Source organism: Pseudomonas sp. 11/12A (assembly GCF_000800055.1).
GTDB classification, from domain to species: Bacteria; Pseudomonadota; Gammaproteobacteria; order Pseudomonadales; family Pseudomonadaceae; genus Aquipseudomonas; species Aquipseudomonas mohnii.
Genome location: NZ_JUGV01000001.1, coordinates 679255 through 703893 on the forward strand (window position 1 = coordinate 679255; position 24639 = coordinate 703893).

At 59.9% G+C, this 24639-nt stretch carries 25 protein-coding genes; 8 read left to right on the forward strand and 17 right to left on the reverse strand.

Annotated elements, in window-relative coordinates; translation table 11 throughout:
- Nucleotides 1–67: 67 nt before the first annotated feature.
- A complete protein-coding gene (locus GQ39_RS03200) occupies nucleotides 68–289 on the reverse strand; it encodes a YgdI/YgdR family lipoprotein (protein ID WP_047527245.1) in 222 nt (73 codons plus the stop codon).
- A gap of 77 nt (nucleotides 290–366) precedes the next feature.
- Nucleotides 367–966 carry a molybdenum cofactor guanylyltransferase MobA gene (mobA, locus tag GQ39_RS03205; protein WP_047527247.1) on the reverse strand — a complete coding sequence of 200 codons (600 nt, stop codon included), beginning with the start codon at nucleotides 964–966 and terminating at the stop codon, nucleotides 367–369.
- Between the two features lie 90 nt (nucleotides 967–1056).
- Here mobA and moaB point away from each other — a divergent pair, with 90 nt between their 5' ends.
- Complete coding sequence (gene moaB, locus GQ39_RS03210; protein ID WP_047527249.1) at nucleotides 1057–1596, forward strand: molybdenum cofactor biosynthesis protein B; 540 nt, start codon at nucleotides 1057–1059, stop codon at nucleotides 1594–1596.
- The gene (locus GQ39_RS03215; protein ID WP_047527251.1) at nucleotides 1580–2806 is read left to right on the forward strand and encodes a molybdopterin molybdotransferase MoeA; all 1227 of its coding nucleotides are present in this window, start codon (nucleotides 1580–1582) and stop codon (nucleotides 2804–2806) included. Before moaB ends, GQ39_RS03215 begins: the two co-directional genes overlap by 17 nt.
- Nucleotides 2807–2870: 64 nt before the next feature.
- On the opposite strand, the gene GQ39_RS03220 is transcribed toward GQ39_RS03215, so the two are convergent.
- The gene (locus GQ39_RS03220) at nucleotides 2871–3182 is read right to left on the reverse strand and encodes a hypothetical protein (protein ID WP_047527253.1); all 312 of its coding nucleotides are present in this window, start codon (nucleotides 3180–3182) and stop codon (nucleotides 2871–2873) included.
- A gap of 227 nt (nucleotides 3183–3409) precedes the next feature.
- On the opposite strand from GQ39_RS03220, the gene yegS reads away from it, so the two are divergent.
- Nucleotides 3410–4321, forward strand: coding sequence for a lipid kinase YegS (yegS, locus tag GQ39_RS03225; protein ID WP_047527255.1), 912 nt, complete (start codon nucleotides 3410–3412; stop codon nucleotides 4319–4321).
- Here yegS and GQ39_RS03230 read toward each other — a convergent pair.
- The 3 genes from GQ39_RS03230 to GQ39_RS03240 form a co-directional block, all read right to left on the reverse strand.
- Nucleotides 4305–4964 carry a response regulator gene (locus GQ39_RS03230; protein ID WP_047527256.1) on the reverse strand — a complete coding sequence of 220 codons (660 nt, stop codon included), beginning with the start codon at nucleotides 4962–4964 and terminating at the stop codon, nucleotides 4305–4307. The genes yegS and GQ39_RS03230 overlap by 17 nt on opposite strands.
- On the reverse strand, nucleotides 4961–5854 hold the full coding sequence (locus GQ39_RS03235; protein WP_047527257.1) for a sensor histidine kinase: 894 nt from the start codon (nucleotides 5852–5854) through the stop codon (nucleotides 4961–4963). Before GQ39_RS03235 ends, GQ39_RS03230 begins: the two co-directional genes overlap by 4 nt.
- Nucleotides 5855–6344: 490 nt before the next feature.
- Nucleotides 6345–6812 (reverse strand): hypothetical protein, encoded by a 468-nt coding sequence (locus tag GQ39_RS03240; protein WP_047527258.1) that lies wholly within the window; start codon nucleotides 6810–6812, stop codon nucleotides 6345–6347.
- A 462-nt stretch (nucleotides 6813–7274) separates the two neighbouring features.
- Between GQ39_RS03240 and GQ39_RS03245 the strand changes: the two genes are divergently transcribed.
- Both GQ39_RS03245 and GQ39_RS03250 read left to right on the forward strand, forming a co-directional pair.
- Entirely contained in the window at nucleotides 7275–8210 is a 936-nt protein-coding gene (locus tag GQ39_RS03245) for a chemotaxis protein CheV (protein WP_047527259.1), read from the forward strand.
- Between the two features lie 141 nt (nucleotides 8211–8351).
- Entirely contained in the window at nucleotides 8352–9158 is an 807-nt protein-coding gene (locus tag GQ39_RS03250) for an MOSC domain-containing protein (protein ID WP_047527261.1), read from the forward strand.
- A gap of 68 nt (nucleotides 9159–9226) precedes the next feature.
- Here GQ39_RS03250 and ppnP read toward each other — a convergent pair whose 3' ends face one another.
- The 8 genes from ppnP to GQ39_RS03290 all read right to left on the reverse strand — a co-directional run bounded on the left by ppnP (nucleotide 9227) and on the right by GQ39_RS03290 (nucleotide 18557).
- Nucleotides 9227–9511, reverse strand: a complete 285-nt coding sequence (gene ppnP, locus GQ39_RS03255) for a pyrimidine/purine nucleoside phosphorylase (protein WP_047527262.1) — start codon at nucleotides 9509–9511, stop codon at nucleotides 9227–9229.
- A gap of 69 nt (nucleotides 9512–9580) precedes the next feature.
- The gene (locus GQ39_RS03260; RefSeq protein WP_047527264.1) at nucleotides 9581–10123 is read right to left on the reverse strand and encodes an exonuclease domain-containing protein; all 543 of its coding nucleotides are present in this window, start codon (nucleotides 10121–10123) and stop codon (nucleotides 9581–9583) included.
- A 71-nt stretch (nucleotides 10124–10194) separates the two neighbouring features.
- Complete coding sequence (locus GQ39_RS03265; protein ID WP_047527265.1) at nucleotides 10195–12156, reverse strand: acetyl/propionyl/methylcrotonyl-CoA carboxylase subunit alpha; 1962 nt, start codon at nucleotides 12154–12156, stop codon at nucleotides 10195–10197.
- Nucleotides 12157–12272: 116 nt separating this feature from the next.
- On the reverse strand, nucleotides 12273–13070 hold the full coding sequence (locus GQ39_RS03270) for an enoyl-CoA hydratase/isomerase family protein (protein WP_047527266.1): 798 nt from the start codon (nucleotides 13068–13070) through the stop codon (nucleotides 12273–12275).
- Nucleotides 13067–14224 (reverse strand): citronellyl-CoA dehydrogenase, encoded by a 1158-nt coding sequence (gene atuD / locus GQ39_RS03275; RefSeq protein WP_047527267.1) that lies wholly within the window; start codon nucleotides 14222–14224, stop codon nucleotides 13067–13069. The genes GQ39_RS03270 and atuD overlap by 4 nt, the downstream gene beginning before the upstream one ends.
- 28 nt (nucleotides 14225–14252) lie before the next feature.
- Entirely contained in the window at nucleotides 14253–15869 is a 1617-nt protein-coding gene (atuC, locus tag GQ39_RS03280; protein ID WP_047527269.1) for a geranyl-CoA carboxylase subunit beta, read from the reverse strand.
- 3 nt (nucleotides 15870–15872) lie between these two features.
- Nucleotides 15873–16742, reverse strand: a complete 870-nt coding sequence (locus GQ39_RS03285; RefSeq protein ID WP_047527270.1) for an SDR family oxidoreductase — start codon at nucleotides 16740–16742, stop codon at nucleotides 15873–15875.
- Between the two features lie 12 nt (nucleotides 16743–16754).
- Nucleotides 16755–18557, reverse strand: a complete 1803-nt coding sequence (locus tag GQ39_RS03290; RefSeq protein ID WP_047527271.1) for an acyclic terpene utilization AtuA family protein — start codon at nucleotides 18555–18557, stop codon at nucleotides 16755–16757.
- Nucleotides 18558–18720: 163 nt separating this feature from the next.
- Here GQ39_RS03290 and GQ39_RS03295 point away from each other — a divergent pair, with 163 nt between their 5' ends.
- The 3 genes from GQ39_RS03295 to GQ39_RS03305 all read left to right on the forward strand — a co-directional run bounded on the left by GQ39_RS03295 (nucleotide 18721) and on the right by GQ39_RS03305 (nucleotide 21266).
- A complete protein-coding gene (locus GQ39_RS03295; protein WP_047527272.1) occupies nucleotides 18721–19344 on the forward strand; it encodes a TetR/AcrR family transcriptional regulator in 624 nt (207 codons plus the stop codon).
- A 94-nt stretch (nucleotides 19345–19438) separates the two neighbouring features.
- Nucleotides 19439–20269 (forward strand): substrate-binding periplasmic protein, encoded by an 831-nt coding sequence (locus tag GQ39_RS03300; protein WP_081998002.1) that lies wholly within the window; start codon nucleotides 19439–19441, stop codon nucleotides 20267–20269.
- 184 nt (nucleotides 20270–20453) lie between these two features.
- Nucleotides 20454–21266 (forward strand): alpha/beta fold hydrolase, encoded by an 813-nt coding sequence (locus tag GQ39_RS03305; RefSeq protein ID WP_047527273.1) that lies wholly within the window; start codon nucleotides 20454–20456, stop codon nucleotides 21264–21266.
- 50 nt (nucleotides 21267–21316) lie between these two features.
- Here GQ39_RS03305 and dsbG read toward each other — a convergent pair whose 3' ends face one another.
- The 3 genes from dsbG to dsbD are packed head-to-tail and all read right to left on the reverse strand — an operon-like array spanning nucleotide 21317 to nucleotide 24635.
- A complete protein-coding gene (gene dsbG, locus GQ39_RS03310; protein WP_047527275.1) occupies nucleotides 21317–22084 on the reverse strand; it encodes a thiol:disulfide interchange protein DsbG in 768 nt (255 codons plus the stop codon).
- A complete protein-coding gene (locus tag GQ39_RS03315) occupies nucleotides 22060–22914 on the reverse strand; it encodes a TlpA disulfide reductase family protein (RefSeq protein WP_047527276.1) in 855 nt (284 codons plus the stop codon). The genes dsbG and GQ39_RS03315 overlap by 25 nt, the downstream gene beginning before the upstream one ends.
- A complete protein-coding gene (gene dsbD / locus GQ39_RS03320; RefSeq protein WP_047527278.1) occupies nucleotides 22914–24635 on the reverse strand; it encodes a protein-disulfide reductase DsbD in 1722 nt (573 codons plus the stop codon). Before dsbD ends, GQ39_RS03315 begins: the two co-directional genes overlap by 1 nt.
- Nucleotides 24636–24639: the final 4 nt, after the last annotated feature.

A 24639-nucleotide genomic window follows, 5' to 3' on the forward strand; every position in this document is an offset into this window, starting at 1 on the left:
TTTGATGCAGACGAAAAAATGCCCCGACGAGTCGGGGCATTCTTGTATCCGGTGTCCGCTGCGCGAATTACAACTCTTTAACGGTACGAACCTGATCCTTATTGATGCGGGTCTGTTTGCCATCCAGTTGTTCGAATTCGTAGAAGCCCGAATCCTTGTCATAGTGTGGCGTGTCGACGGCCTGGATTTCGCGACCGTCGTTCAAGGTGATTACTGCAGGTGACGCGCAACCGGCCAGGGTGGCTAGACCCAATGCGAGCATGAAAGTGGCCAGGATCCGTTGAGTCATGGGTGTATCTCCGAAAATGAATTCTTTTGGTTACTGAGCTTGAGACGTATGCAGAACGTGCAAGTTCCTTGATAGGTTCAGTCTGACACAGTGTTGTACGCGCTTAACAGTTCCGGTGTGTTGAGATTGGCCAGACGTGGATCATTATCAGGACACTGCAATGCGGTAGCGCCCAGTTTGCGCATAAGTCGGCCCGGGCTGCGCTCGCCGTCGTTCCAGGCGCTTTCGAAGTCAGCGCGAAGTGCCACGGGAATGACGCACAGTAGAGGTTCCCAGTGCTCGCCATGGCGCAGCATCAACGGCTTGTCGGGATGCTGGTTGGCGGTTCCGCGCATGCTGTTGAGCAGGGCGGCATCGATGCGTGGAACATCACACGGCAAGACCAGCAGATGTGTATGGCGAGCGGCTTTCAATCCCGCACGAATGCCGGCCAACGGCCCGGGAAAGTCACCTTCGTCGTCATGCACCAGTTGGTCGGCATAAGGCGCGTATTTTTCCGGGTTCCGGTTGCAGGAGATGATCAGGTCATCGCTCAGTGGCCGTGTCTTGCGATGCAGATGTGCAATCAGCGGTTCACCGTGCCAGTCCAGCAACCCTTTATCCTGCCCTCCCATGCGCTGGCCGCGACCGCCTGCCAGGAGCAGAATGGAGCAGGGCGGCAACTGATTCGAAGTCATGGCGGTTCTCCATCAGACATGGGAGGGCGGCGAAAAAATGAGGCGCTGTGATATAACACCGGGCTGTTTCTCCTACAACTGGACGAGCCTATGAAAGCCAAGGCTGATGTACCTTTCGCGCCGCTCAACATTGCGGTGCTGACTGTCAGCGATACCCGTACCCTGGAAACCGATACCTCAGGCCAGGTCTTCGTCGACCGCTTGACGGCTGCCGGCCATAACCTGGCCTCCCGGGTATTGCTTAAAGATGACCTCTACAAAATTCGCGCGCAAGTCGCCAACTGGATTGCCGATGATGTGGTGCAGGTCGTGCTGATCACTGGCGGCACCGGTTTTACCGGTCGCGACAGCACCCCGGAAGCGGTGAGCTGCCTGCTCGATAAACAAGTCGATGGCTTCGGTGAGTTGTTCCGGCAGATTTCGGTGGCGGACATCGGCACCTCCACTGTTCAGTCCCGCGCCCTGGCCGGTCTGGCGAACGGGACACTGGTCTGCTGCCTGCCAGGCTCGACCAATGCGGTGCGCACGGGTTGGGATGGCATTCTTTCCGAACAACTGGACTCGCGCCATCGCCCCTGTAATTTCGTGGCTCATTTGAAACAGGCGGCACCCTGTGAATCCCGTGGGTAAACCGGGCAAGACCGGCAGCCTGATGCCGGTCGAGGTGGCGCTGGCACGCCTGCTGGAATTGGCTGACAACTCCCGGATTCATGAGCGTGAACGCTTGCCGTTGGCGCAGGTGCAAGGCCGTGTGCTGGCGGACGATTTGGTGTCGACCCTTGATTTGCCCCCGTGGCCCAACAGCGCCATGGACGGTTATGCCTTGCGCCTGGCTGACTGGACGGGTGAGCCGTTGGTTGTCAGTCAGAAGATATTTGCCGGGCAGGCACCCGAGCCATTGCAGCCGGGTACCTGTGCCAGAATCTTCACGGGAGCCCCTGTACCGGCGGGTGCTGACTGCGTCGAGATGCAGGAAAACGCGGTCATCCAGGCAGATGAGCGAATACATTTCGCCGAAACCATGACCGTTGGGCAAAACATCCGTCCACAAGGCCAGGAAACCACCATCGGTGAACTGATTTTGCCGGCGGGGACTCGTCTGGGGCCGATCGAGCAAGGCCTGGCGGCTTCGCTGGGGTGTGCCGAGCTGGACGTGATTCGTAAGGTTCGTGTCGCGGTTCTTTCCACCGGGGACGAATTGATTGAACCAGGGCAGGCGCTAGGGCCTGGCCAGATCTATAACAGCAACCGTGTGTTGCTCTGCAGTTGGTTACAGCGTTTGGGTTGCGAAGTGATCGATGCCGGGATTCTGCCGGATGACCTGACCACCACGCGCGCGCGCCTTGGCGAGTTGCAGGATGTCGATCTGATTCTCTCGACGGGGGGCGTATCGGTAGGTGAGGCGGACTTTTTGGGCATTGCCTTGCGGGAAGAGGGTGAGTTGGCATTGTGGAAACTCGCCATCAAACCCGGCAAACCACTGACATTCGGGCATTTCCGTGGCGTTCCGGTCATTGGCTTGCCCGGCAATCCGGCATCAACCCTGGTGACCTTTGCCTTGCTGACACGGCCCTATCTCCTGCGTCGTCAGGGGGTAAAGGAAGTCGAGCCGTTGAAAGTGCAGGTACAGGCAGGATTTGACTGGCTCAAAGCCGGCAATCGACGCGAGTATTTGCGCGGTCGCCTGGATAATGGTCGGGCGATCATCTATAGGAACCAGAGTTCCGGGGTGTTGCGCAGCGCCGCCTGGGCCGATGGACTGGTTGAGGTGCTCGAGGATCGTACGCTTGTCGTAGGTGACAGTGTGTACTTCATACCGTTGAGCGAAGTCCTGGGCTGACCCGGTGAACAATCTTCGTCTTGCAAGCCCGGTTGATCGAACCGGGTTTTGCGTTGATGAGGCTTTAATTCGCCAGAAGCAGTGTCACGAGCTGCTCGAAACGACTATTGGCGATCCAGCCGAGAAGCCCGAGGACTACGGCTGTTCCGCCAGCCGAATAGGCGAGTCGGTGCTTGATGGATTTGAGGTCACTGCGAATGTCTTCCATGTCCCTTCGGATGCACTTGAGGCGTGTTTCCAGTTCAGTGACGCGAGGTTCCATATCAACTTCTCCGTTGAGTTTCATGCTGTTTTTGATTTCAGCCGGCTGGTTGGCCTGTTTCTCTGCGAGTGGTGCGACCGGAAACACCGATAGGCTGGAGTGATGGCTCTGCATGGCACGTCCTTGTGTTTGTGCTGCTGATCACTAAAAACCGAAGGCACCAAAGTGGACCAATCACACTTTCTGGTCAATTGAGCCGATTCCTCACGTTTTGTAAGAAAAATCCTGCTACATAGGGCTCAAGTCGACTCGACTGGAAATAATTCAATTTCTTGCGACTTTTATCGGTAGCGTCGCGGTCAACATCTCCCATAGGCCAATCAATCCCGGGAGTGACACCGATGAGCGAACGCAAGGCGCTGTTGATATTGCATGGTAAACAGGCGCTCAACGAGGCAGTGCGTGCTGCCGTCGAAAGCAAGCGCGAGCAGGGTTGGGAACTGGCTGTCCGGGTGACCTGGGAGGCCGGTGACGCACAGCGGCTGGTGGATGAAGCACTGACCGCGGGCTACCGGCAAATCATTGCTGGCGGTGGCGATGGCACGTTGCGTGATATTGCCGAGGCCATGGCGGCGCATTCGACCGGGGCCAGCCTGGTGCTGATGCCTCTGGGAACCGCCAATGATTTTGCCCGCGCCGCCGGTATTCCACTGGAGCCGGATCAGGCACTGGAACTTCTGGAGCGTGCGCCCAGCGCCATCGATCTGGGGGACGTGGGCGGGCAAGTGTTCTTGAACATGGCCACGGGCGGTTTCGGCAGCCAGGTCACCGCCAATACCTCGGAGGAGCTGAAAAAAGTCCTCGGTGGCGCTGCGTATCTCTTCACGGGTCTGTCACGTTTCAGTGAGTTGCACGCGGCTTATGGCGAGTTGCACGGGCCGGATTTTCACTGGAGTGGCGAGCTGTTGGCGTTGGGCATCGGTAACGGCCGGCAAGCGGGAGGTGGCCATGTGTTATGTCCGCAAGCGCTGGCGGACGACGGTCTGCTCGATATCAGCATTTTGCCGGCACCGCAGGAACTGGTGGGCACCTTGAAAAACCTGCTGGCCGATGGCTTTGGTATCGACAACATGTTCGTGCGGGCACGCCTGCCTTGGGTCGAGATCAAGGCCTCCGAAGGCCTGCACATCAACCTCGATGGCGAGCCGCTGGAAGGTGACAACCTGCGATTCTCGGCTCGACCGGGGGCGCTAAGGGTGCATTTACCCGAGCATTCGCCGTTGTTGGGCGCCAGCGTTAATCGTCCAGACTGATGATCTGCTCGCGCACGGCGAATAAAACAAGGCCTGCCACATCGAAGATCTGCAAGCGTTTCATGATCTGCGAGCGATGGGTTTCAACTGTCTTGACGCTCAGGCCCAGGCCGTTGGCGATTTCCCGGGTGGATTTTCCCCGAACAATCAAACGAAGGATTTCCAGCTGACGGGGCGTCAGGTTGTGCGAATCAGCGGATTCAGTCTGGTTTTTCTGGGTTCGGGTCAGCGCCTGGTTGATAACCGTATGGGCGATGGCCGGGCTCAGGTAACGTTCGTTGTTTCGCAACGCCTCCAGCGCCTGTTCCAGCTCAGTGGCTGTGGTGTCCTTGAGCAGGTAGCCATGGGCACCCGATTCCAGCGCCTGCATGATCAATGCCGGGTCGGTGTGCATCGACAGGATCAGCACCTTGGCCTGTGGGCGTATCCGCTTGAGCTGCTGCAAGGCTTCAACGCCGCCGGTTTGCTTCATGGAAATGTCCAGCAGCACGATATCCGGGGACAGATGCTCGACCATCGCGAGCAATTGCGAGCCGTCATCGGCCTCGCCAATGACCGCGTAGCCAGGAAGGTCGAGCACCAGGGCGCGTACGCCAGCCCTGATCAGCGAGTGGTCATCCACCAGAAGTAAGTTACAAGTCAATGTATAACCTTTTTCGTACTGGCCCGTTCGAGCGCGCGAGGTGCCCAAGGGAGGAGAGCTTCGATTTGAGTGCCTTTGCCCGGTTCGCTGGTCACGGTCAGTGTGCCACCCAACTGAGCGATCCGTTCCGACATCCCGGCCATACCACGTTGCCCCTCGCGACCGGGATCTGTAGCCGGCGCAAACCCCAGGCCGTCGTCACTGATCAGCAGCGACAGGCCTTGCGGCAAGCGCTGGAGGCAGACCAGAAGGTTTTTCGCTTCGGCATGTCGCAGTATGTTGGTGATCGCTTCCTGAGTGATTCGAAAAGCGGCCACTGCCATCTCTTCCGGGATGCCCGTCAGGCGTTGATGGCATTCAAGGCTCCAGTGTACCGACGTATTGGTCAGCGTCTTGAGCAAATGTGCACGCAGGCTGGCTTCCAGCCCAAGGCTGGTCAGTTGTCGGGGATTGAGGATGGCCGATACATCGCGAACTTTGGTCAGGGTTTCGTCCAGCGTATCGCAGAGCACCGAGCATTGTCCCTGCAGTTCTTCCGGCATTCGGCGCCTGAGCCAGTCACTTTGAAGCTTTGCTGCCGTCAGCAACTGACCGATGTCGTCATGCAGTTCCCGGCTCAGTCGATGACGCTCGTTTTCCTGAACCTGCAGCAAGCGGTCGGCCAACTCCTGAGGCTGAAATTTGATCGACTTGCGCGACAGGTGATACTGCATCCAGACGCAGCCCAATGCCGCTATGTTGAGCACCAGCAAACCTGGTGGCAGATGCGCGGACAGGCTGTAGATCAGCAGATTGCCGAGCGTCGAGGCGGCGCACAGAGCAAGGGTGAACCGACTTGCATTTTCTCTGGAAGGTGGCCACTTGGCGATGGACTTGAGGCTGGCGTGCATAGCGGATGGAGCCAATGGATGTTCGCTGCGGGCAGACTGGTCATGCAAGCTGACGGGTCTATGTTTTTTAGTATCAGGCATCGACTTCAACGGGGCGTATTCTGACTAAGAATCCAGTCTGGAACTTGATCGGATTACGACCGTCTGCAATCACGGTGCCATTACTTGACGCAAACTATTGGGCGGCATAATACCACTTAAGATACCGTTGGTCGCGTACGCGATAGATGTCGTTGGAGTCAAGAAACACGAGTCCAAACCCTGGCTCCAGCCAGCAAAAAGGAGGCTGTTTCGTCGGCGCAGGGGGGGCCGTTTGTCTATAGGTTTTTGTCATTTAATATCAGGCAAAACCCTAGGCTGTCGGCTGTCGAGGAGATTAGTTATTTGTTGGGGGTTGTCGCTTAAATATGCAATAGCCAGTTGCGATGTGTGTTTGCTCAAGTTACTGAGTCGTCATCGGGAAAAAAGAAATACGGGTCGTTCTGTCGTTTTAACTCTGTTCAGCATAGGAAATGATTGTGAAGGGTTTGGAGTTAATCGGTGGCCGAAACTGACTTTGTCCAACCTGACAGGCAAACGCTTCAATCAGGGTGGTCTGTTCACTTTCATCAAGGCTGAGCTGGCCGGTTTTCTGGTCGATGAGTTCGAGTTGCCAGGCAATCAGTGTCAGGCAGTCTTTCAGCGCGCTCAGGGCCTCGTCATGCAGATCCATATGATTCTGCGCATGATTGAGCAAGCCGTGTATGTGTAAGGAGAATTCCGAAACAGCGGCCAGCGCCAGGGCATCGGCCTTGTTGGCCAGCTTGAGGAGGGTACTGAGCATGCAGTCGATCGCGTCCTTGTCATTGCTGATCAGTTGCAAATGACTCAGGCATTCCTCGGTCTTGGCCAGGAGTGTTTCAGCTTCGACGAGAAATTCAGGGATCCGCTGTGCCCATTCATTGCGATTGTTCGGCATGCTTATCTCCACAACGTCATGACTAATGAGGGGATGTCGCGCGTGTCGATCAGGACGGACAGCGTCCCGACGTAACCGTTTGGTCGTGGGATCGCGCTACAGCCGGCTGGAGTGCGGGCAGTAGTAATCGAAAGGGTGGCTGGCCACTTACCTGCAATCGCACACACAAGCCTGACTCCATTCATGCAATGAGAATGGCGTCACATTAATGGCTATTGGATATTGCGAATATCAGGTTTTACCTGATTGATGCTAGGGGAATCCCTTACGCAAAGGAACCGAACGCGAAAGCTGTGGTCGCGTTGCAGGAGTGTAGCAGATGAAATCACAACGCCAGTAAAGCATGATGTTAATGTGACATCAATGCCTGTGCGTGGCATTTTGCAAGGGGTCAAGCTCCGGCAAAAACAGCCGATAACCTTCTAATAGTGAATTCATCAGAACAAGCCCAGGAGTCATTGAATGGCCGGCATTCTCGATACGGTAGACCAACGTACGCAACTGGTGGGTGAGAATCGCCTGGAAATTCTCATGTTCCGGCTGGCCGGACGGCAATTGTTTGCGATCAACGTCTTTAAAGTGCAGGAAGTCTTGCAGCTGCCGAAGCTGACCCTGATGCCTCAGCGTCACCCGTTCGTTTGTGGCGTGGTCAACCTGCGTGGCCAGACCCTGCCGGTGATTGACCTGTCCCAGGCCATCGGCATGCGTCCACTGGTGCCAGGCCCGAACAGCACGATCATCGTCACCGAGTACAACCGTTCGGTACAGGCATTCCTGGTGGGGGGTGTGGACCGTATCGTCAATATGAACTGGGAAGCCATTCTGCCGCCGCCGACCAGCGCCGGTCGTCAGCATTACCTGACCGCCATCAGCAAGGTCGATGATCAGTTGGTGGAAATCATCGACGTTGAAAAAGTCCTGGCGGAAATCGTCCCTTACAACGCCAAGGTATCCCGCGACAAGCTCGACGATCCGGTGCTGGAGCGTGCCCGTGGTCGTGAAGTGTTGCTGGTGGATGACTCGAATGTGGCCCTGACGCAGTTGCGTGACACGCTGGGGCAGTTGGGCGTAAAGATGCACATTGCCAGCGATGGCTTGAAGGCGCTGAACATGCTCAAGGGCTGGGCCGATACCGGCGTCAACATGACCGACAAACTGTTGATGGTTTTCACCGATGCGGAAATGCCGGAAATGGACGGCTATCGCCTGACCACCGAGATCCGCAACGATCCACGTTTGCGAGGCCTGTATGTGGTGTTGCACACGTCTTTGTCCGGCAGCTTCAATGACTCCATGGTCAAGAAGGTTGGCTGCGATAATTTCCTCTCCAAGTTCCAGCCCGACAAACTCGTCGACGTGGTGCGCCAGCGCCTGATGCTCGACGCCGTGCCGGCCTGAACACGCCCGCAAACAACCTGTAGGAGCCGGCTGAGTCTGTGACGTCGCTTTATCCGGCGAGCCGCTCCCACTGTTTTTTGGCCTTTGATTCAGCGATCAAGCTCGTATAGGGTGGCGTTTTTACCTCCCAGGGAGCAGGTCATGTTGCGTCTGAGCGCGCTTTATCGTTATCCGTTGAAATCTGGCAAGGGTGAGCCTTTGCAGCAGGTCAGCCTCGACAAACTGGGGCTGGACGGAGATCGACGCTGGATGCTGGTCGACGAGGCCAGTGGGCGCTTTCTGACCCAGCGTGCGGTGGCGCAAATGAGCCAATTGTCAGCGTTGTGGAATGCTGAAGGCGGCCTGACCCTCAGCGCCCCCGACCACTCACCGATCGATATCGCCTTGCCCGCAAGCGACGCCGAACTGCGTGGCGTCACCATCTGGCGCGACACCCTGCGTGTGCCCGATGCCGGCGATGAAGCGGGCGCATGGGTCAGCCAATTCATTGGCAAACCGACCCGCCTGGTACAAGTGCCATTGGAGCGTGCGCGCATGACCGAGGCCGGTTATGGCAAGGACGACGATCAGGTGGCGTTTGCCGATGGGTATCCGCTGCTGCTGATCGGCCAGGCATCGCTGGAAGACCTGTCGCAAAAAGTCGGACGTGAGCTGGAAATGCTGCGTTTTCGGCCGAATCTGGTGATCGAAGGCAGCGAGGCGTATGCCGAGGATAGCTGGAAGCGCATTCGCATTGGTGATGTCGAGTTCCGGGTGGTCAAGTCGTGCGCGCGTTGCATTTTGACCACCATCGATCCGCAGACCGGCGAGCGCAGCGCAGATCGCGAACCCCTGGCCTCCCTGCAGAAGTACCGGTCCGAAGCCGATGGCGCGATGTTCGGCCAGAATCTGGTCAATGACGGCAATGGCCGGCTGCAAGTCGGTATGCCGGTGACCATCCTCGAGTAACGGCGCTCAATAAATAATGCCCGTGTCCTTGGACACGGGCATTATTTTGCTGCTGTGAAACCCGGGGTTTAGCCGCGGTATTCGCACAGGTAAGCAGTGGTGACGGCCACTTTCACCTTGAACTTGCTGTTGGCCGGAACGTTGAACTGGTCGCCGGCGTTGAAAGTTTCCCATTCGGTGCTATCCGGCAGTTGAATGGTCAACGCGCCGGACACCACGTGCATGATTTCACGCTGGCTGGTACCGAAGTCGTAGTCACCCGGAGCCATGACACCGATGGTCGCCTGACCTTCAGCGTTGTCAAAGGCGATCGACTTGACGTTGCCGTCGAAGTACTCGTTGACTTTAAACATGGGCGATTCCTCGAAAAGGGCTAAAAAGGGCCGGCCAGTATGCACAACGCCCAACGCCGAGTCACCTCTCTAAAGGGGAAGAACCAGTGGCAGCAGCCGTGCGGTATTGCGCGCATCTTCCAGCGCCCGGTGTTGCTGGCCGGTGAACTGCAAACCCGCCAGTTGCAGGGCACCATTGAGCCCCAGTGGGCGCTCCAGGCGTCGGACCTTGGCAAAGCGCTGCTTGAGGTTCATGTGGTGCACCTTGGCCAGTGCACTGTCGATGTGCAGGCGCTGCCATTCCTGAAGCAGCTGTTTGCGATCGTAATCGCCCCAACTGGCCCAGCCTTCAAGGTGCGTGCGATGTTGGCCGAGCCAACGCTCGAACGATGCCCATACCTCGTCCAATGGCTGCGCGGCATCAATATTGGCCTGGGTTATGTGGGTCAGTTCCCGGCAAAACGATGTCAGTAACGGACGCCGTGCCGGCTTGACGAAGCGCTGGAAGTGGTCCAGCTCCCGGCCCTTGCGGTCCACCAGGCTGGCGCCGATTTCGATGATTTCCATTTCCGTGATGGGCCAGCCACCTTCATCGGTGGTGGCTTCCAGATCAATGACCAGCCAGTGAGGCATTGCAGGGTTCCTGGTATCCGCGTCCTGATAGGGCTTGAGCGTAGCCAAACCCGGCGGATCCGCCTAGCGGCTTATTCGACCTCCAACAGAATCTGTCGGTTTTTCACCTGATCGCCCACCTGCACCTGCAAGCGCTTGAGGACGCCGTCGATGCCCGACTTGAGCGGATGCTCCATCTTCATGGCCTCCAGCACCACCAGCAATTGGCCTTTGCTCACCGGGCTGCCTTCACGGACCAGCACATCGACGATCGCTCCGTCCATTGGCGCCTTTAAGGTGCCGGAACTGACGCTGGCCAGACTGCTGACCAGCGCCTGGGTCCGGTCTGTCAGGATCAAGCTACCCGGACAGGTGAACAGGCATAGTTGCCCGGCCTCCATTCGGTAGGCATGGCGCTTGCGGATGCCGTCGATTTCCAAAGTGGCCCAGCGCCCGTCGCACTCGATGATGATCAGATCCAGGCCGCGGGTCGCGGTCTGAATCCGGTAGGCCTTGCCCGGCATAGCCTTCAGCTCCACCGACCACGTCTGATCCTCCAAACCCAGACAATACTGGAGCGGCACACTGGCGTTGTTGCGCCAACCGACCAGCGGAGCGCGATGCGATTGAGCAGAGGCCTGATAGAACAGCGCCGCGGCAATTGCCAGTTCCTCGGCGCCGGGGACATGTGGGTGCAGGCAGGAATGGTCGGCGAAATGCTGCGCGATGAACCCGGTGCTGAATTCGCCGCTGATGAATTGTGGATGATCCAGCAGGCTGGCGAGCAAACGCTGATTGCTCTGCACCCCCAGCAGCACGGTGTCCTGCACCGCTCGCAGTAACTTGCGCCGGGCTTCCTCGCGGGTGGCGCCATGGGCGATGATCTTGCCCAGCATGGGGTCATAGAAAGGGCTGATCTGTTGGCCTTCGATCAGGCCATGGTCGATCCGTGCACCGTTTTGCGCGGCGGGTTCCCAAGCTTCGACGCGCCCGGTCTGCGGCAGAAAACCCTGGGCCGGGTCCTCGGCATACAGCCGGACTTCCATGGCGTGGCCGTTGAGTTGCACCTGTTCCTGACGCAGCGGCAAAGGCTGCCCCTCGGCGATATTCAGTTGCCAGGCCACCAGATCAAGCCCAGTGATCAGCTCCGTCACCGGATGCTCCACCTGCAGCCGCGTGTTCATTTCCAGAAAGAAAAACTGTCCGCGCGCATCCAGCAGGAACTCCACCGTTCCGGCACCTACGTAATTCACCGCGCGCCCTGCCTTGAGCGCCGCTTCACCCATGGCCTGGCGCAGCTCGGTGGTCATGACCGGGCAGGGGGCTTCCTCGATGACCTTCTGATGGCGGCGTTGAATCGAACAATCCCGTTCGCCGAGGTAGATCAGGTTGCCGTGCTGATCGCCGAACAATTGAACTTCGACATGCCGTGGTTCGATCAGGGCCTGTTCGAGGATCAGTTCTTCGCTGCCAAAACCGTGCAGGGCTTCGGAGCGCGCGGTGCGAAGCTGCTCCGGCAAGTTGCTGGCCGCTTGTACCAGGCGCATGCCGCGTCCGCCACCGCCAGCGCTGGCCTTGATCATCAGCGGATAGCCGATGCGTTCGGCTTCGCGGCTCAGGGTCGCGTCGTCCTGTTCGGCACCTTGATAGCCTTTGATGCACGGCACACCGGCCTCGAGCATGGCGATCTTCGACAGGCGTTTGCTGCCCATCAACTCAATCGCCTCGGGGCTGGGGCCGATGAAGGTGATGCCGGCGTGCTGGCAGGCGAGGGCGAAACCGGCGTTTTCCGAGAGAAAGCCGTAGCCGGGATGGATCGCATCCGCGCCGGTGAGCCGGGCGGCCTCGATGATGGCCGGGATGTTCAGATAAGACTGTTGCACCGGAGCCGGGCCGATGTTCACCGCTTCGTCGGCCATCCGCACATGCAGCGCATCGGCGTCGGCATCGCTGAACACGGCGACGGTGCGGTAGCCCAGGGCCTGGGCGGTGCGCTGGATGCGGCAGGCGATTTCACCGCGGTTGGCGATGAGGATTTTTTTGAGTGCGGGCATGGGTTTTTCCCTTGGTTTTGCGGTGAAAGTGCTGGCCTCTTCGCTGGCAAGCCAGCTCCCACAGGGTTGTGTGTGGCACAAATCCACCGTGGGAGCTGGCTTGCCAGCGATGTTTTTCAGGAGGCCCACCCCGGTTTACGCTTCTGCACAAAGGCCATCGTTCCCTCGATACCTTCGGCCCCGGTCACCGCCTCGCTGAACCACTGCGCGGCTTCGTTCAGCAGCTCATCCGAGGGTTGTGGAGCACTCGCCAGCAACAGTTTTTTGGTCGCCGCATTCGCCCCCGGCGCACAACACAGCACATGGGCCAACACCTCATCGAGGCGTTCGGCCAGTGCTTGTGGATCGTGCTCGACAAAATGCACCAGCCCCATCCGCCGCGCCTGGGTCCCATCGAATCGCGCCGCCGTCAGGGCCAGTCGCCGGGCCTGGGTCAAACCAATGCGCTGGACCACGAACGGCGCGATCTGGGCCGGCAGCAGGCCGAGGCTGGTTTCCGGCAGGCCGAATTGCGCCTGATGATCGGCCAGGGCGATGTCACTGACACAGGCCAGGCCGAAACCGCCGCCCAGCACTGCGCCTTGCAACACGGTGATCACCACTTGTGGCGCATGCTGGGTTTCTTCGAGCAAGGCACCGAAGGCGCGGTTCAAATCGCGGTAAGCATCCTGGCCCTGGGCGCGGGCATTGGCCATGTCCTTGATGTCGCCGCCTGCACAGAAATGCCCGCCGGCCCCGCCAATGACCAGGGCGCGGGTCGTCCGGTCATCGCGTACCGCGGCCAGCACCGCGCGCAGTTCGCTGACCATCTGCAAGCTCATGGCGTTGCGGCTGTCCGGGCGATTGAGGGTGATGTGCAGCACGCCGTTATGCGGCTCCAGCAGCAAGGTTTGGCAAACCGGCAAGGTGCTCATTTCTTTTTCCCCGGCAGGATGCCCATGAGTTTGCAGATGATCCCCAGCATGATTTCGTCAGCACCGCCGCCGATCGACACCAGCCGTACATCGCGGTAGGCGCGGGCCACCGGGTTGTCCCACATGAAGCCCATGCCGCCCCAGTATTGCAGGCAGCTGTCGCTGACTTCGCGGCCCAACCGGCCGGCCTTGAGCTTGGCCATGGACGCGAGGCGAGTGACGTCATGACCCTTGATGTATTGCTCGGTGGCCTGATAGACCAGCGCTCGCAGGCATTCGATTTCGGTTTGCAGTTCGGCCAGGCGAAAGTGAATGACCTGGTTGTCGATCAATGCACTGCCGAAGGTCTTGCGCTCCTTGCAGTACTCGATCGTGCTGTCGACGCAGTACTCCAGCCCCTTGATCATGTTCGCCGCGCCGAACAGGCGTTCCTCCTGGAACTGCAGCATCTGCATCATGAACCCGGCGCCTTCATGGCCGATGCGATTGCGTTGCGGCACACGCACGTTGTCGAAAAACACCTGGGCGGTTTCCGAACTGCGCATGCCGAGTTTGTCCAGGTGCGAGCTGAGGCTGATCCCCGGCGTGTTCATCGGCACCATGATCAGTGATTTGTTGATGTGCGGTTTGTCGTCCGACGTATTGGCCAGTAAACAGATGAAATCGGCGCACGGCGAATTGGTAATCCACATCTTGCTGCCGTTGATCACGTAATCGTCGCCGTCCTTTCGCGCGGTGGTCTTCAACCCGGCCACGTCGGAACCGGCACCGACTTCGGAGACGCCGATGCAGCCGACTTGCTCGCCGCTGATCGCGGGACGGAGGAATTCGTCGCGCAATTCATCGGAGCCGAAACGCGCCAGGGCCGGGGTGCACATGTCGGTCTGCACGCCGATGGACATGGGAATGCCACCGCAATGAATGGTGCCGAATTCTTCGGCGGCGACGATCGAGTAGCTGTAGTCCAGGCCCATGCCGCCGAATTTTTCCGGTTTGGATATCCCCAGCAGGCCAAGGTCGCCAGCCTTGCGGAAAATCTCGTGGATCGGAAAGCGTCCGGCCTTTTCCCATTCTTCGACGTGGGGATTGATCTCGTTGTCGACGAATTGGCGGACGGTGCGGCGCAGGGCTTCGTGTTCCTGGGTGAAAATCATTTTTATTGTTCTCCCTTTGGTCGCCGGCCTAGAACCGTGCGACACCAAAACTGTTGGCGTGCAGCGGCCGTACCTCGGCCTCGTGACAGATATCCAGCAAGTAACCGAGCAAGGTCCGGGTATCGCGCGGATCGATCAGGCCGTCGTCCCATAGACTGGCACTGCCGTAGAGCGCCGTGGACTGACTGTCGAGTTTCTGCGCGGTGACCTGTTCCAGCATGTCGAGCATTTTCGGATCGGGCACCTGGCCGTCCTTGGCCTGTTTGGCCTCGGTGACGATGCGCAGCACTTTGCCGGCCTGGGCACCGCCCATCACCGCCGTGCGGCTATTGGGCCAGGCGAAGATGAAGCGCGGGTCGAGGCCGCGGCCGCACATCGCATAGTTGCCGGCGCCATAGGAACCGCCGACGACGATCGTCAGTTTCGGCACCCGGGCGTTGGCCACCGCTTGAATCATTTTTGCGCCATGCTTGATCACGCCTTGCTGCTCCGATTCGGTGCCGACCATGAATCCCGTGGTGTTATGAAAAAACAGCAGCGGCGTCTGGCTCTGGTCGCACAGCTGGATGAACTGTGCAGCCTTGCTCGCGCCCTGGGGCGTGATCGGGCCGTTGTTGCCGATGAAGCCGCAGGCGCGGCCCTGGATTTTCAGTTGGCCGCAGACGGTTTGCTGGTCGAACTCGCCCTTGAACTCGAGGAAGTTCGAACCGTCGGCGATACGGGCGATGATCTCGCGGACGTCGTAGGGCTTTTTCGGATCATCCGGGATCAGGCCAAGCAATTCGTCGATGGGGTAGAGCGGTTCTTCCCAGTGACGTTCCGGTAGCGCAGGCAACCGGTCGTTCCACGGCAACAGGCTGACGATCTCGCGCACCTGACGCACACCGTCGGCATCGTTTTCCGCCAGGTATTCAGCGGTGCCGGCGATTTGCGCGTGCATCTCGGCGCCGCCTAGCGCTTCGTCGGTCGCCACTTCACCAGTCGCCGCCTTGAGCAGAGGCGGGCCGGCGAGAAACAGCTTGGCCTTGCCCCGTACTACCACCACGTAATCCGACAATCCGGGTTGATAAGCACCGCCCGCCGTTGCCGAGCCATGCACCACGGTGATCTGCGGCAGGCCCATGGCTGACATCCGCGCCTGATTGGCAAAGCTGCGCGCGCCTTCGACGAAAATATCCGCCGCGTAGTTGAGGTTGGCGCCACCGCTTTCGGCCAGGGTGATCACCGGCAGTTTGTTTTCCATGGCGATCTGTTGCAGGCGCAGGGACTTTTTCAAACCGCTGGGGGAAATGGTCCCGCCCTTGATCGCACTGTTGTTCGCCACCACCAGAGTGCGCACGCCGGACACATAACCGATGCCGGCGATCAGGCCGCCACCGGCCGAGCTGCCATCCTTGTCATCGTGCAGTTTGTAACCGGCCAGGCTCGCCAGTTCGAGGAAGGGCGCGCCGGGGTCCAGCAGCAGATTGAGGCGTTCGCGGGGCAGCAATTGTCCGCGCTTGTCGAACTTGGGCTTGGCCTCGGCCGCCTTGTTCAACAGGTTCTGCTCGAGTTCGCGGACCTGCTCGATCCCCACCAGCATGGCCGCGCGATTGCGGGCGAACTGTTCGCTGTGGGGATCGAGTTGCGACTGAATCACCGGCATGGGTTATTCCTTATCCTTGAGCACGTCTGGAAGGTACGCACGGTGAAAGCCGTTGTACGACTCACTGTTGGTCGCCTTGTGAATCGGCCATGCGCGGCCACCGAGACTCGCGGCGCCATCGATGCGCAGGGTACTGCCACTGATGAACGCCGCCGCCGGGCTGAGCAGGAAAACGATGGCCGCGCTGACCTCCGACTCGGTGCCGATCCGCTTGAGCGGCACGTGTTCGCGCAAGGTCGGGATCACCGCCTTGAACGCGCCTTCATAGGTGTCCATGCCACTGGACGCGATCCAGCCCGGTGCCACGGCGTTGACCCGCACCCCGGCGTAACCCCACTCGAACGCCGCGGTCTTGGTCAGGTTGTCCATGCCGGAACGCGCGGCGCCCGAGTGGCCCATGCCCGGCATGCCGCCCCACATGTCGGCGAGCATATTGACGATGGCGCCGCCGTGCTTGCTCATGGACTGGTTGAACACTTCCCGGGCCATCAGGAAACCGCCGACCAGATTGGTGCGCATCACCGTTTCGAACCCCTTCTGATTGATCGAAGCCAAGGGCGACGGGTACTGCCCGCCGGCATTGTTGACCAGACCGTGGATCGGGCCGTGCTTGCGGATCAGTTCGCCAACCAGGTGCGTCACTGCATCTTCCTCGCGAATGTCGCAAGTGCTCCAGTCGGCCCTGCCGCCGTCTTCGGTAATTTCGGTAGCGACGGTTTTCAACTTGTCGGCCTTGCGTCCGACCAGCAGCACGTGCGCGCCGAGGGCGGCCAGTTCGTGGGCGGTGCAACGGCCAATGCCACTGCCGCCACCGGTGACGATGACGGTAAAACCTGCAAACAAATCGGCTTTGAAAATCGAATCGTAGGCCATGGCGGCAGCCCTCTAGTTGACCTGGTCGGCGATGCGCTGCGGCACCGGAATCTGGATTTCCAGCAGTTGCTGGGCGAACGCCTTGCCTTGTGGGTCGATCCGCAGACTGGCGACACCGCCGCCCCCGAGGGCGTTTTCCAGGAGGAAGTTCAGGCTGTGGGTGGCGGGTAGATACCAGCGCTCGACACGGCCATGGATCGGGTCCAGCACATGGCTCATCCAGTCGACGAGCACCGCCGGGGTCAAGGCTTCGGCGATCCAGGGCAGGTACTCGGGGTCGCGGGCCATCACGCCGATGTTGCTGTGGTTGCCCTTGTCGCCCGAACGGGCCACCGCCAGTTTGACCAGCGCCACGCTGGCGTCGGCCATGCCCGCAGGTTTGGGTGGTTCGAGCGGCACGGGCAAGTCGGCGCTGTCGAGCAGATCGACGGCGGGCAGGGCGCATGGATGGCGCTGGCCCATGAGATCAATTTCCAGCGTGCAGGCGGTTTTGTCGATCAGGAACGAGAACAAGCGGATCAGCGGGTACACGGTGGGGCGGCCGCCGACAATCCCGGTCAGGCCCGGTGCCATGCCGGTGGCGGCCTGGGCGATTTCCCGGGAGAACACGATCAATGCCTGTTTATTCGGGTGGCGCACGGCGAGTTTGATCACCACTTCGCGACTGTCGCGACGCTGGCCATGGGGGCCGTAAGTGGCCTCGCTGCCGAGCAGTTCGATGTTGACCTCGCTATAGGGCGCCCAGCCGCGCTGGCTGAAGATCTCCGAGGTCTTGTTGATGATCGCTTCGCTGACCCGCCGAGCCTTGTCGACCGCATCGATGCCGGCGATCAGGCAACTGGCGGTGCAGCGAAAACCATCCGGGTAGGTGGCGCTGACTTTGTATTGATCGGTCGGCGGCAATCCCTTCGCACCGTGCACCTGCACCGCGTTTTTGCCTTGCTGCACGAGTTTGACCCGGGTGAAATCGCAGACCACGTCGGGCAGCAGATAGGCCCTTGGGTCGCCGATTTCATAAAGCATTTGCTCGCCCACCGTCAGCGGGGTGACCAGCCCGCCAGAGCCTTCGGGTTTGCTGACGATGAACTGGCTGTCGGCGCTGACTTCGACGATGGGAAATCCGATGTGTTCGTAGTCGGGCACGTCGCGCCAATCGGTGAAGTTGCCGCCGGTACACTGGGCGCCGCATTCGATGATGTGGCCGGCCAGGGCCGCCTGGGCCAGTTTGTCGTAGTCATGCCACGACCAGCCGAACTCATGCACCAGCGCGGCGCTGACCACCGCGCTGTCGACCACGCGCCCGGTGATCACGATGTCCGCTCCCAGGTGCAGGGCTTCGACAATGCCCGGTGCGCCAAGGTAAGCGTTGGTCGAGACGCACAGGGGCGGCAGGGGCGCGCCGCTGAACATCTCATGGATGCCGCGAGAACCCAGCTGTTTGAACTGCGGTTGCAGGTCATCGCCCAGCAGGACGGCGATCTTCAGTGCAACGCCGGCTTTGTCGCACGCCGCTTGCAGCGCGGTGGCGCAGGCCTGTGGATTGACCCCGCCGGCGTTGCTGATAACCCGGATCTTTTGTTCGCAGAGTTGGCTGAGCAGCGGACTGAGCACTTCGATAAAGTCGCTGGCATAGCCGGCCTGGGGATCTTTCATCCGTGCGCCGGCCATGATCGACAGGGTGATTTCCGCCAGGTAGTCGAAGACCAGATAGTCCAGGCGCCCAGCTTCCACCAGTTGCGCGGCGGCGGTCGAGGTGTCGCCCCAGAACGCGCTGGCGCAACCGATGCGGATCGTTTTTGGCGCAGTCAACTCCATAACCACCTCCGACAGAAGTGCCTTGAGACTACCAAGCAAGCGCTTGGTTTGTAAACGGCTAAAATAACTTCTGCCCGAGCGCTTGCTTGGTTGCGGGCAGCAGCTTAAATTGCCCGCGCAACCCCGCTGTTTTAGCGGTGATCTCGACTGTAGGAGAAAACGGGTGGACGAGCAAAAAGCCCTGAGGGTCATGCACGAACTGGTCGAAAACGGCCAATTGACCGATCCGGACAGTGCCCGCGGCAAGCTCCTGCAAGTGGCGGCTCACCTGTTTCGCAATAAAGGCTACGAACGCACCACGGTGCGTGATCTGGCCGGTGCCGTGGGCATTCAGTCAGGGAGCATTTTTCATCACTTCAAAAGCAAGGAAGAAATCCTGCGGGCGGTGATGGAGGAGACCATTCGCTACAACACCGCGCTGATGCGTGCAGCCATCGCCGACGCCAGCAACGTGCGCGAGCGGGTGCTGGCGCTGATCCGTTGTGAATTGCAGTCGATCATGGGCGGTAGTGGCGAGGCCATGGCGGTGCTGGTCTACGAATGGCGCTCACTGTCCGAGGACGGTCAGGCCAAGGTCCTGGCGTTGCGCGATATTTACGAAGACATCTGGTTGCAGGTACTGGGGGAAGCGAAGAGTGCCGGTCTCATTCGCGGTGATGTGTTTGTCACGCGACGCTTTCTCACCGGGGCACTGTCCTGGACCACCACCTGGTTTCGCGCCGGTGGCAGCATGAGCCTTGATCAACTGGCCGACGAGGCGCTGATTCTGGTGCTGGGGGAAAAATAATTAGATTGCATTGGTCGGCAGGAAACTGGCTAATTGGGTTAAACCGCCTAGCTTGAATGCATTGATGCAGTACTTTTTTGGAGTGGTAGTTTTGATGTCTTCGCCAATTCGGACGGCTTCGCGGCTTTTGCTGATGGCGCTTGTTGCGTTATGGATCCTGCCGTCCCAGGCTGCACAGTTGGTGCGTATCGGTGCGGCGCACTTTCCGCCCTACACCGTGCGCCCGGAGTCCGGTGCCGACACCGGTTTGCTGCCGCAATTGGTCGAGGCGCTCAACGCCCTGCAAAACGACTATCAGTTCGTCCTGGTGCCCACCTCCATTCCCCGGCGTTTCGGTGATTTCAAACAAGGGCGGGTCGATATGGCGATCTTCGAAAACCCCGACTGGGGCTGGAAGGACATCCCCCACACCAGTGTCGACATGGGCCTGGAAGACGCCGAGATTTTTGTCGCGCAGCGCCAGCATGAAGGTCAGCCAGTGCGCCAGCAAAACTACTTTGCCGACCTGACAGGCAAGCGTCTGGCGATGTTCAGCGGCTATCACTACGAATTTGCCGGCTTCAATGCCGATCCCAAATTCCTCGCGCAGAACTACAACGCTACGCTGACGTATTCCCATGACAGCAACTTGCTGATGGTGCTGCGCGGGCGCGCCGACATCGCCCTGGTCACGCGTTCCTATCTCAGCGACTATTTTTTGCGCAACAACAAGGTCGCCGATCAATTTCTGGTGTCCGAGCGCATCGATCAGGTCTATCACCATTACGCGATCCTGCGTCCGGCCTCGCCCATCAGCAGCGAGGCATTCGGCAAGTTGTTGCAAGGGCTGCGGGATAACGGTCAGATGCTGAGGATATTCGATCCGTACAAAATTGCGGTGTTGCCGGTCCCGGCGACTCAGAGCGCGCCGCAGTTCGCGAATTGACCGACCCCGCTTGAATTTCCCGCCCCGGAATGCGTTACATCGTTGAACTGTCGACGATTATCGTGAGCCCGCCCCATGGCAAACTGGATCGCAAGGCGCTGTACAATCGCGTACATTTTCGCGATTGACTGCCGGTCGTCAGCAGCTGAGCCTTCCGGCTCCATTTTTCAAGCGGAGTCATCCGATGCCCTTCCTGACCATAGACGGACAAGCCCTTCACTATATTGATCAAGGCACTGGCCCGGCGGTGCTGCTGGCCGGCAGTTACCTGTGGGACCAGAACATGTGGGCGCCGCAGATTGCTGCGTTGTCGCAACAGTATCGGGTGATTGCGCTGGACTTGTGGGGCCATGGTGAATCCGGGCGGCTTCCGGAGGGCACACGGTCGCTGGATGATATCGCCCGTCAGGCGCTGGCGTTGATCGATCATCTGGAAATAGAACGCTTCACGCTGGTGGGGCTTTCGGTCGGTGGCATGTGGGGCGTGCGGTTGGCGTTGTCGTCTGCGCAACGCCTCAACGGCCTGGTGCTGATGGACACCTATGTCGGCGTCGAGCCGGAGCCGACCCGGCAATACTATTTTTCGCTGTTCAAGACGATCGAGGAAAGCGGCGAAATATCGCCGCAATTGCTCGACATCGTGGTGCCGATCTTTTTCCGTCCGGGCATCGATCCGCAGTCGGCACTGTACCGGGACTTCCGCGCCAAACTCGCCGCGTTGCCGCCTGAACGCCTGCGCGAAAGCATCGTGCCGATGGGGCGGATCACCTTTGGCCGAGAGGATCTGTTGCCACGCCTGGGCGAATTGAACGCCGCGACGACGCTGGTGATCTGTGGCGATCAGGACAAGCCACGTCCACCCGGCGAAGCGCGGGAAATGGCCGAGCTGATAGGTTGCCCTTGTGTGTGGGTGCCGGACGCGGGGCATATTTCCAATCTGGAAAATCCGCAGTTCGTCACTGAAGTGTTGCTCGGGTTTTTAGCCGAGAGACACTAGTCGGTTGTAATGGCCCCATTGCGAGCTTGCTCGCGATGGGGCTGATGAGGTCACTTGGGTCCGAGAATCTTCACCAGTTTGTCCGGCGACGGCGCACCTTGCTGCTGTTGCAGCTCGCCCTTGTCATCCATGTAGAAGATCGCCGGCGTGGCTTGCAACTCCAGGTCTTCCATCAACTGCATGTTCGCCGCGAGTTTCGCTTGAATCGCCGGTGGTACATCTTTCAACGCCTTGAGCGAACTGCCCTTGCCAGCGGCTTCGTGGTCCGCCAGGGCTTTTTGCGGGTCTTTGGCGGCGAGCAGTGCGGCGGACTTGCCCGGACTGTCTTCGCGAATGATACCGACCATGATGTGGCGCAACTGCACCTTGCCAGCCTTGACCCATGGCCGCGCCTGTTCCCAGAACAGGTTGCAGTAGGGGCAGTTCGGATCGCTGAACAGGTAGACGATGCGCGGGGCATTCTTGTCGCCGTCGCCGATCCAGCTGCTCGCCTCGAACTTGCCCCAGACCTCCTTGGACATTGGCCCGTAGACCAGTTTTTGCAACGGCGCGCTGCTCAGGTCATTGCCCTCGGCGTCGTACAGATTGCCCAGCAGCACATGCTTGCCATCCGGTGTCAGGTACAGCGCCATGCCGCGGTTTTGATATTGCGCCGCATAACCGCGCAGGCCATCGGGAGCGTCGAACTGGCCGACAATTTTCGCGCCTTTGGCTTCGATCTTCTTGATCGCCTCGGGCAGCTCTTCGGCCTGCACCGATGGCAGGTGCAGCAGGGCGGCACCCAGGCTCAGGGTCAGCAGGTGGCGGAGGCGGGGCATGGCAGTTTCCTTGAAGAGGTGGCAGGAGCGGTATCGAAATTTTCCAGTGCGCGAGCCAGGCTGGCTTGCGACAACTCGCCCAGATGGCTGCCCAGCAGGCGACCCTCAGGGCTATAGAACAGCGTAGTCGGCAACGCCATGGAGCCGACGGCATGGCCCAAACGGCCGCTGCCGTCGAACAGCACGTTGGACAGGCTAAGGCCCTGGGTTTCCAGAAAGGTGCTGACACTTTGCATGCTTTCCGCCTGGTTGACGAACAGGAAGGTCAGGTCCGGGCGTTGTTGCTGGGCGCTTTCGAGCACAGGCATTTCCCGGCGACACGGTGGACACCAGGTGGCCCAGAGATTGATGACCAGTGGACCGCCCTTGTAGTCGGCCAGTTGCACGGTTTCACCGGCGGCGTTGCGCAGGGTGATGTCCGGCAGGCGCGTGCCTTGTTCGTAGATACTCAAGGAGAACGTCGCCAGCAGCCAGAAGGCCAGGCCACTCGCCACGCCAAAGCCCAACGGGCGACGCAATCCCGGACGGCGCCAGGCGCGGTACAGCGTGGCAAGTACCAGCGCGATCACTCCCGGCCAGGCGAGGAAACCGCCGTCGCGCAGGTCGATGATCTGCCAGGGATCGTTGCGATAGTGCATCCAGTAAACGGCGACGAAACTGATCCGCGCCGCGAGCATGCCGATCAGGAACAGACTGAACAGCACCGACTCGGGGTTTTCGCCACCGCGCTTGGCCACCCGCCAGCCGACGAATGTCGCCAGTGCCAATGCACTGATCAGCAGTAGATGGTTAAGCGCGATGGCAAAGGTGCCGAGGGTGAATGTCAGCATTAACGGGCGTCTCGGGTGGTGGTCCAGCGTTGCAGGAAAGTGGTGGCATCGACCTCGCCAGTGATGCGCTGGCTGCGACGCTCGTTGCCATCGGCACCGATCCATAGCAGGCTCGGCGGTCCCGGCACTTTATAGCGGCCGAGCAGTTCGCGACTGGCGGCATTGTCGGCGGTGACGTCCAGGCGGAGCAAGCGTACGTCGCTCAGGGCTTGGAGCACGTCAGCTTTGGCGAACACCTGTTTTTCCATGACCTTGCACGACACGCACCAGTCCGCATAATAATCCAGCAGCACCCACTGGCCCTGAGCCTGCGCCGCGTCGAGTTGCCGTTGCAGTTCGGCGGGGTCCTTGATGGTGGTGAAGGCGTCGTGGCCGACCGGGTTTGTGGCGCCGCTATAGACCTGCAATGGCTTGAACAGATCATCCGCGCCACCCGCCGCACCGATCATCAACAGACTGCCCCACAACCCGAGCAGCAGCGAACTGGCGCCGAACAGATGAGCGACACGGCCAAAACCTTCCGACTGTTTCCAGGCGCTATACGCCGCAATCAACAGCAACGCCCCACACAAGCCGACCCACAGCGACTCATCCAGCACTGGGCGCAGCATCAGCAACGCGGTGGCGAGGAACAGGAAGCCGAAGATGCCTTTGAGCAGGTTCATCCAGGCGCCAGGTTTGGGCAGGAAGCGATTACCGACGGTCACCAGCAGCAACAGTGGCACGCCGATGCCGATGCCCATGGCAAACAGGATCAACCCGCCATGCAGCGCGTTACCGCTTTGTGCGATGTAGAGCAGGGCGCCGGCCAGCGGAGCGGTCATGCACGGGCCGACCAGCAGGCCCGACAAGGCCCCCAGTACACCGGCGCCGACCAGACTGCCACCACGCTGATTGCGCGAAACGTTTTCCAGGCGATCGCGTACGGCCACCGGCAGCTGCAGTTCGAAGAAACCGAACATCGGCAACGCCAGCAGGACGAAAATCGCCGCGAAACTGCCGAGCAGCCACGGGTTCTGTAACAGTGCCTGCAGGTTCGCACCGAGCAGCGCCGCGAGCACGCCCATCGCCGCATAGATCAGCGCCATGCTCACCACATAACTACTGGCCAGGGCAAAACCGCGCTTGGGCGAGGCGCCGCTGCCGACGATCAGCCCGGCCAGGATCGGCAACATGGGCAGCGAGCACGGGGTAAAGGCCAGCAGCAGGCCCAGGCCGAAGAACACCAGAAGGCTCCAGCCGAGTGCCCGCTGCTGCAGGCCATTGGCCAAGGCTTGATCCGCGGCTTCGTCTGTCGCGACGCTGGCCGCTGTGCCACCCAGGTCGACAACTTGCGTTTGCGGCGGATAACACAAACCGGCATCGGCACAGCCCTGGAAACCCACCTTGACCTGGCCGCTGGCACCGGCGGGAATCTTCAGTTCCAGGCCCTGGCGATAGACCTGCTGATCACCGAAAAACTCGTCGCTGTGAGCTTCGCCTTCCGGCAGCGCTGGATGCTGTTCAGTAGGCAAGCCATCGAATTTCAGGCGCTTTTGATACAGGTAATAGCCATCGGCAATCTGCCAGAACAGTTGGGTTTCACCGGATTCCAGGCGTTCAGAGGTGAAAGTGAAAGCTTTGCCGACCGGAAGAAAGTCGGGTTTGGTCTCAAACGGATTGGTTCCCGCCTGGGCCAGACCCGAGAGCAGGAGAAAAAAAAGTAAAAACAGACGACGCATGAAT

Bases quoted from the DNA above. Each gene is read 5' to 3' on its own strand.
- GQ39_RS03200 (WP_047527245.1), bottom strand. From the start codon at position 289: ATGACTCAACGGATCCTGGCCACTTTCATGCTCGCATTGGGTCTAGCC.
- mobA (WP_047527247.1), bottom strand. From the start codon at position 966: ATGACTTCGAATCAGTTGCCGCCCTGCTCCATTCTGCTCCTGGCAGGC.
- moaB (WP_047527249.1), top strand. From the start codon at position 1,057: ATGAAAGCCAAGGCTGATGTACCTTTCGCGCCGCTCAACATTGCGGTG.
- GQ39_RS03220 (WP_047527253.1), bottom strand. From the start codon at position 3,182: ATGCAGAGCCATCACTCCAGCCTATCGGTGTTTCCGGTCGCACCACTC.
- yegS (WP_047527255.1), top strand. From the start codon at position 3,410: ATGAGCGAACGCAAGGCGCTGTTGATATTGCATGGTAAACAGGCGCTC.
- GQ39_RS03235 (WP_047527257.1), bottom strand. From the start codon at position 5,854: ATGCACGCCAGCCTCAAGTCCATCGCCAAGTGGCCACCTTCCAGAGAA.
- GQ39_RS03240 (WP_047527258.1), bottom strand. From the start codon at position 6,812: ATGCCGAACAATCGCAATGAATGGGCACAGCGGATCCCTGAATTTCTC.
- GQ39_RS03245 (WP_047527259.1), top strand. From the start codon at position 7,275: ATGGCCGGCATTCTCGATACGGTAGACCAACGTACGCAACTGGTGGGT.
- GQ39_RS03250 (WP_047527261.1), top strand. From the start codon at position 8,352: ATGTTGCGTCTGAGCGCGCTTTATCGTTATCCGTTGAAATCTGGCAAG.
- ppnP (WP_047527262.1), bottom strand. From the start codon at position 9,511: ATGTTTAAAGTCAACGAGTACTTCGACGGCAACGTCAAGTCGATCGCC.
- GQ39_RS03260 (WP_047527264.1), bottom strand. From the start codon at position 10,123: ATGCCTCACTGGCTGGTCATTGATCTGGAAGCCACCACCGATGAAGGT.
- GQ39_RS03265 (WP_047527265.1), bottom strand. From the start codon at position 12,156: ATGCCCGCACTCAAAAAAATCCTCATCGCCAACCGCGGTGAAATCGCC.
- GQ39_RS03270 (WP_047527266.1), bottom strand. From the start codon at position 13,070: ATGAGCACCTTGCCGGTTTGCCAAACCTTGCTGCTGGAGCCGCATAAC.
- atuD (WP_047527267.1), bottom strand. From the start codon at position 14,224: ATGATTTTCACCCAGGAACACGAAGCCCTGCGCCGCACCGTCCGCCAA.
- atuC (WP_047527269.1), bottom strand. From the start codon at position 15,869: ATGCCGGTGATTCAGTCGCAACTCGATCCCCACAGCGAACAGTTCGCC.
- GQ39_RS03285 (WP_047527270.1), bottom strand. From the start codon at position 16,742: ATGGCCTACGATTCGATTTTCAAAGCCGATTTGTTTGCAGGTTTTACC.
- GQ39_RS03290 (WP_047527271.1), bottom strand. From the start codon at position 18,557: ATGGAGTTGACTGCGCCAAAAACGATCCGCATCGGTTGCGCCAGCGCG.
- GQ39_RS03300 (WP_081998002.1), top strand. From the start codon at position 19,439: ATGTCTTCGCCAATTCGGACGGCTTCGCGGCTTTTGCTGATGGCGCTT.
- GQ39_RS03305 (WP_047527273.1), top strand. From the start codon at position 20,454: ATGCCCTTCCTGACCATAGACGGACAAGCCCTTCACTATATTGATCAA.
- dsbG (WP_047527275.1), bottom strand. From the start codon at position 22,084: ATGCCCCGCCTCCGCCACCTGCTGACCCTGAGCCTGGGTGCCGCCCTG.
- GQ39_RS03315 (WP_047527276.1), bottom strand. From the start codon at position 22,914: ATGCTGACATTCACCCTCGGCACCTTTGCCATCGCGCTTAACCATCTA.
- dsbD (WP_047527278.1), bottom strand. From the start codon at position 24,635: ATGCGTCGTCTGTTTTTACTTTTTTTTCTCCTGCTCTCGGGTCTGGCC.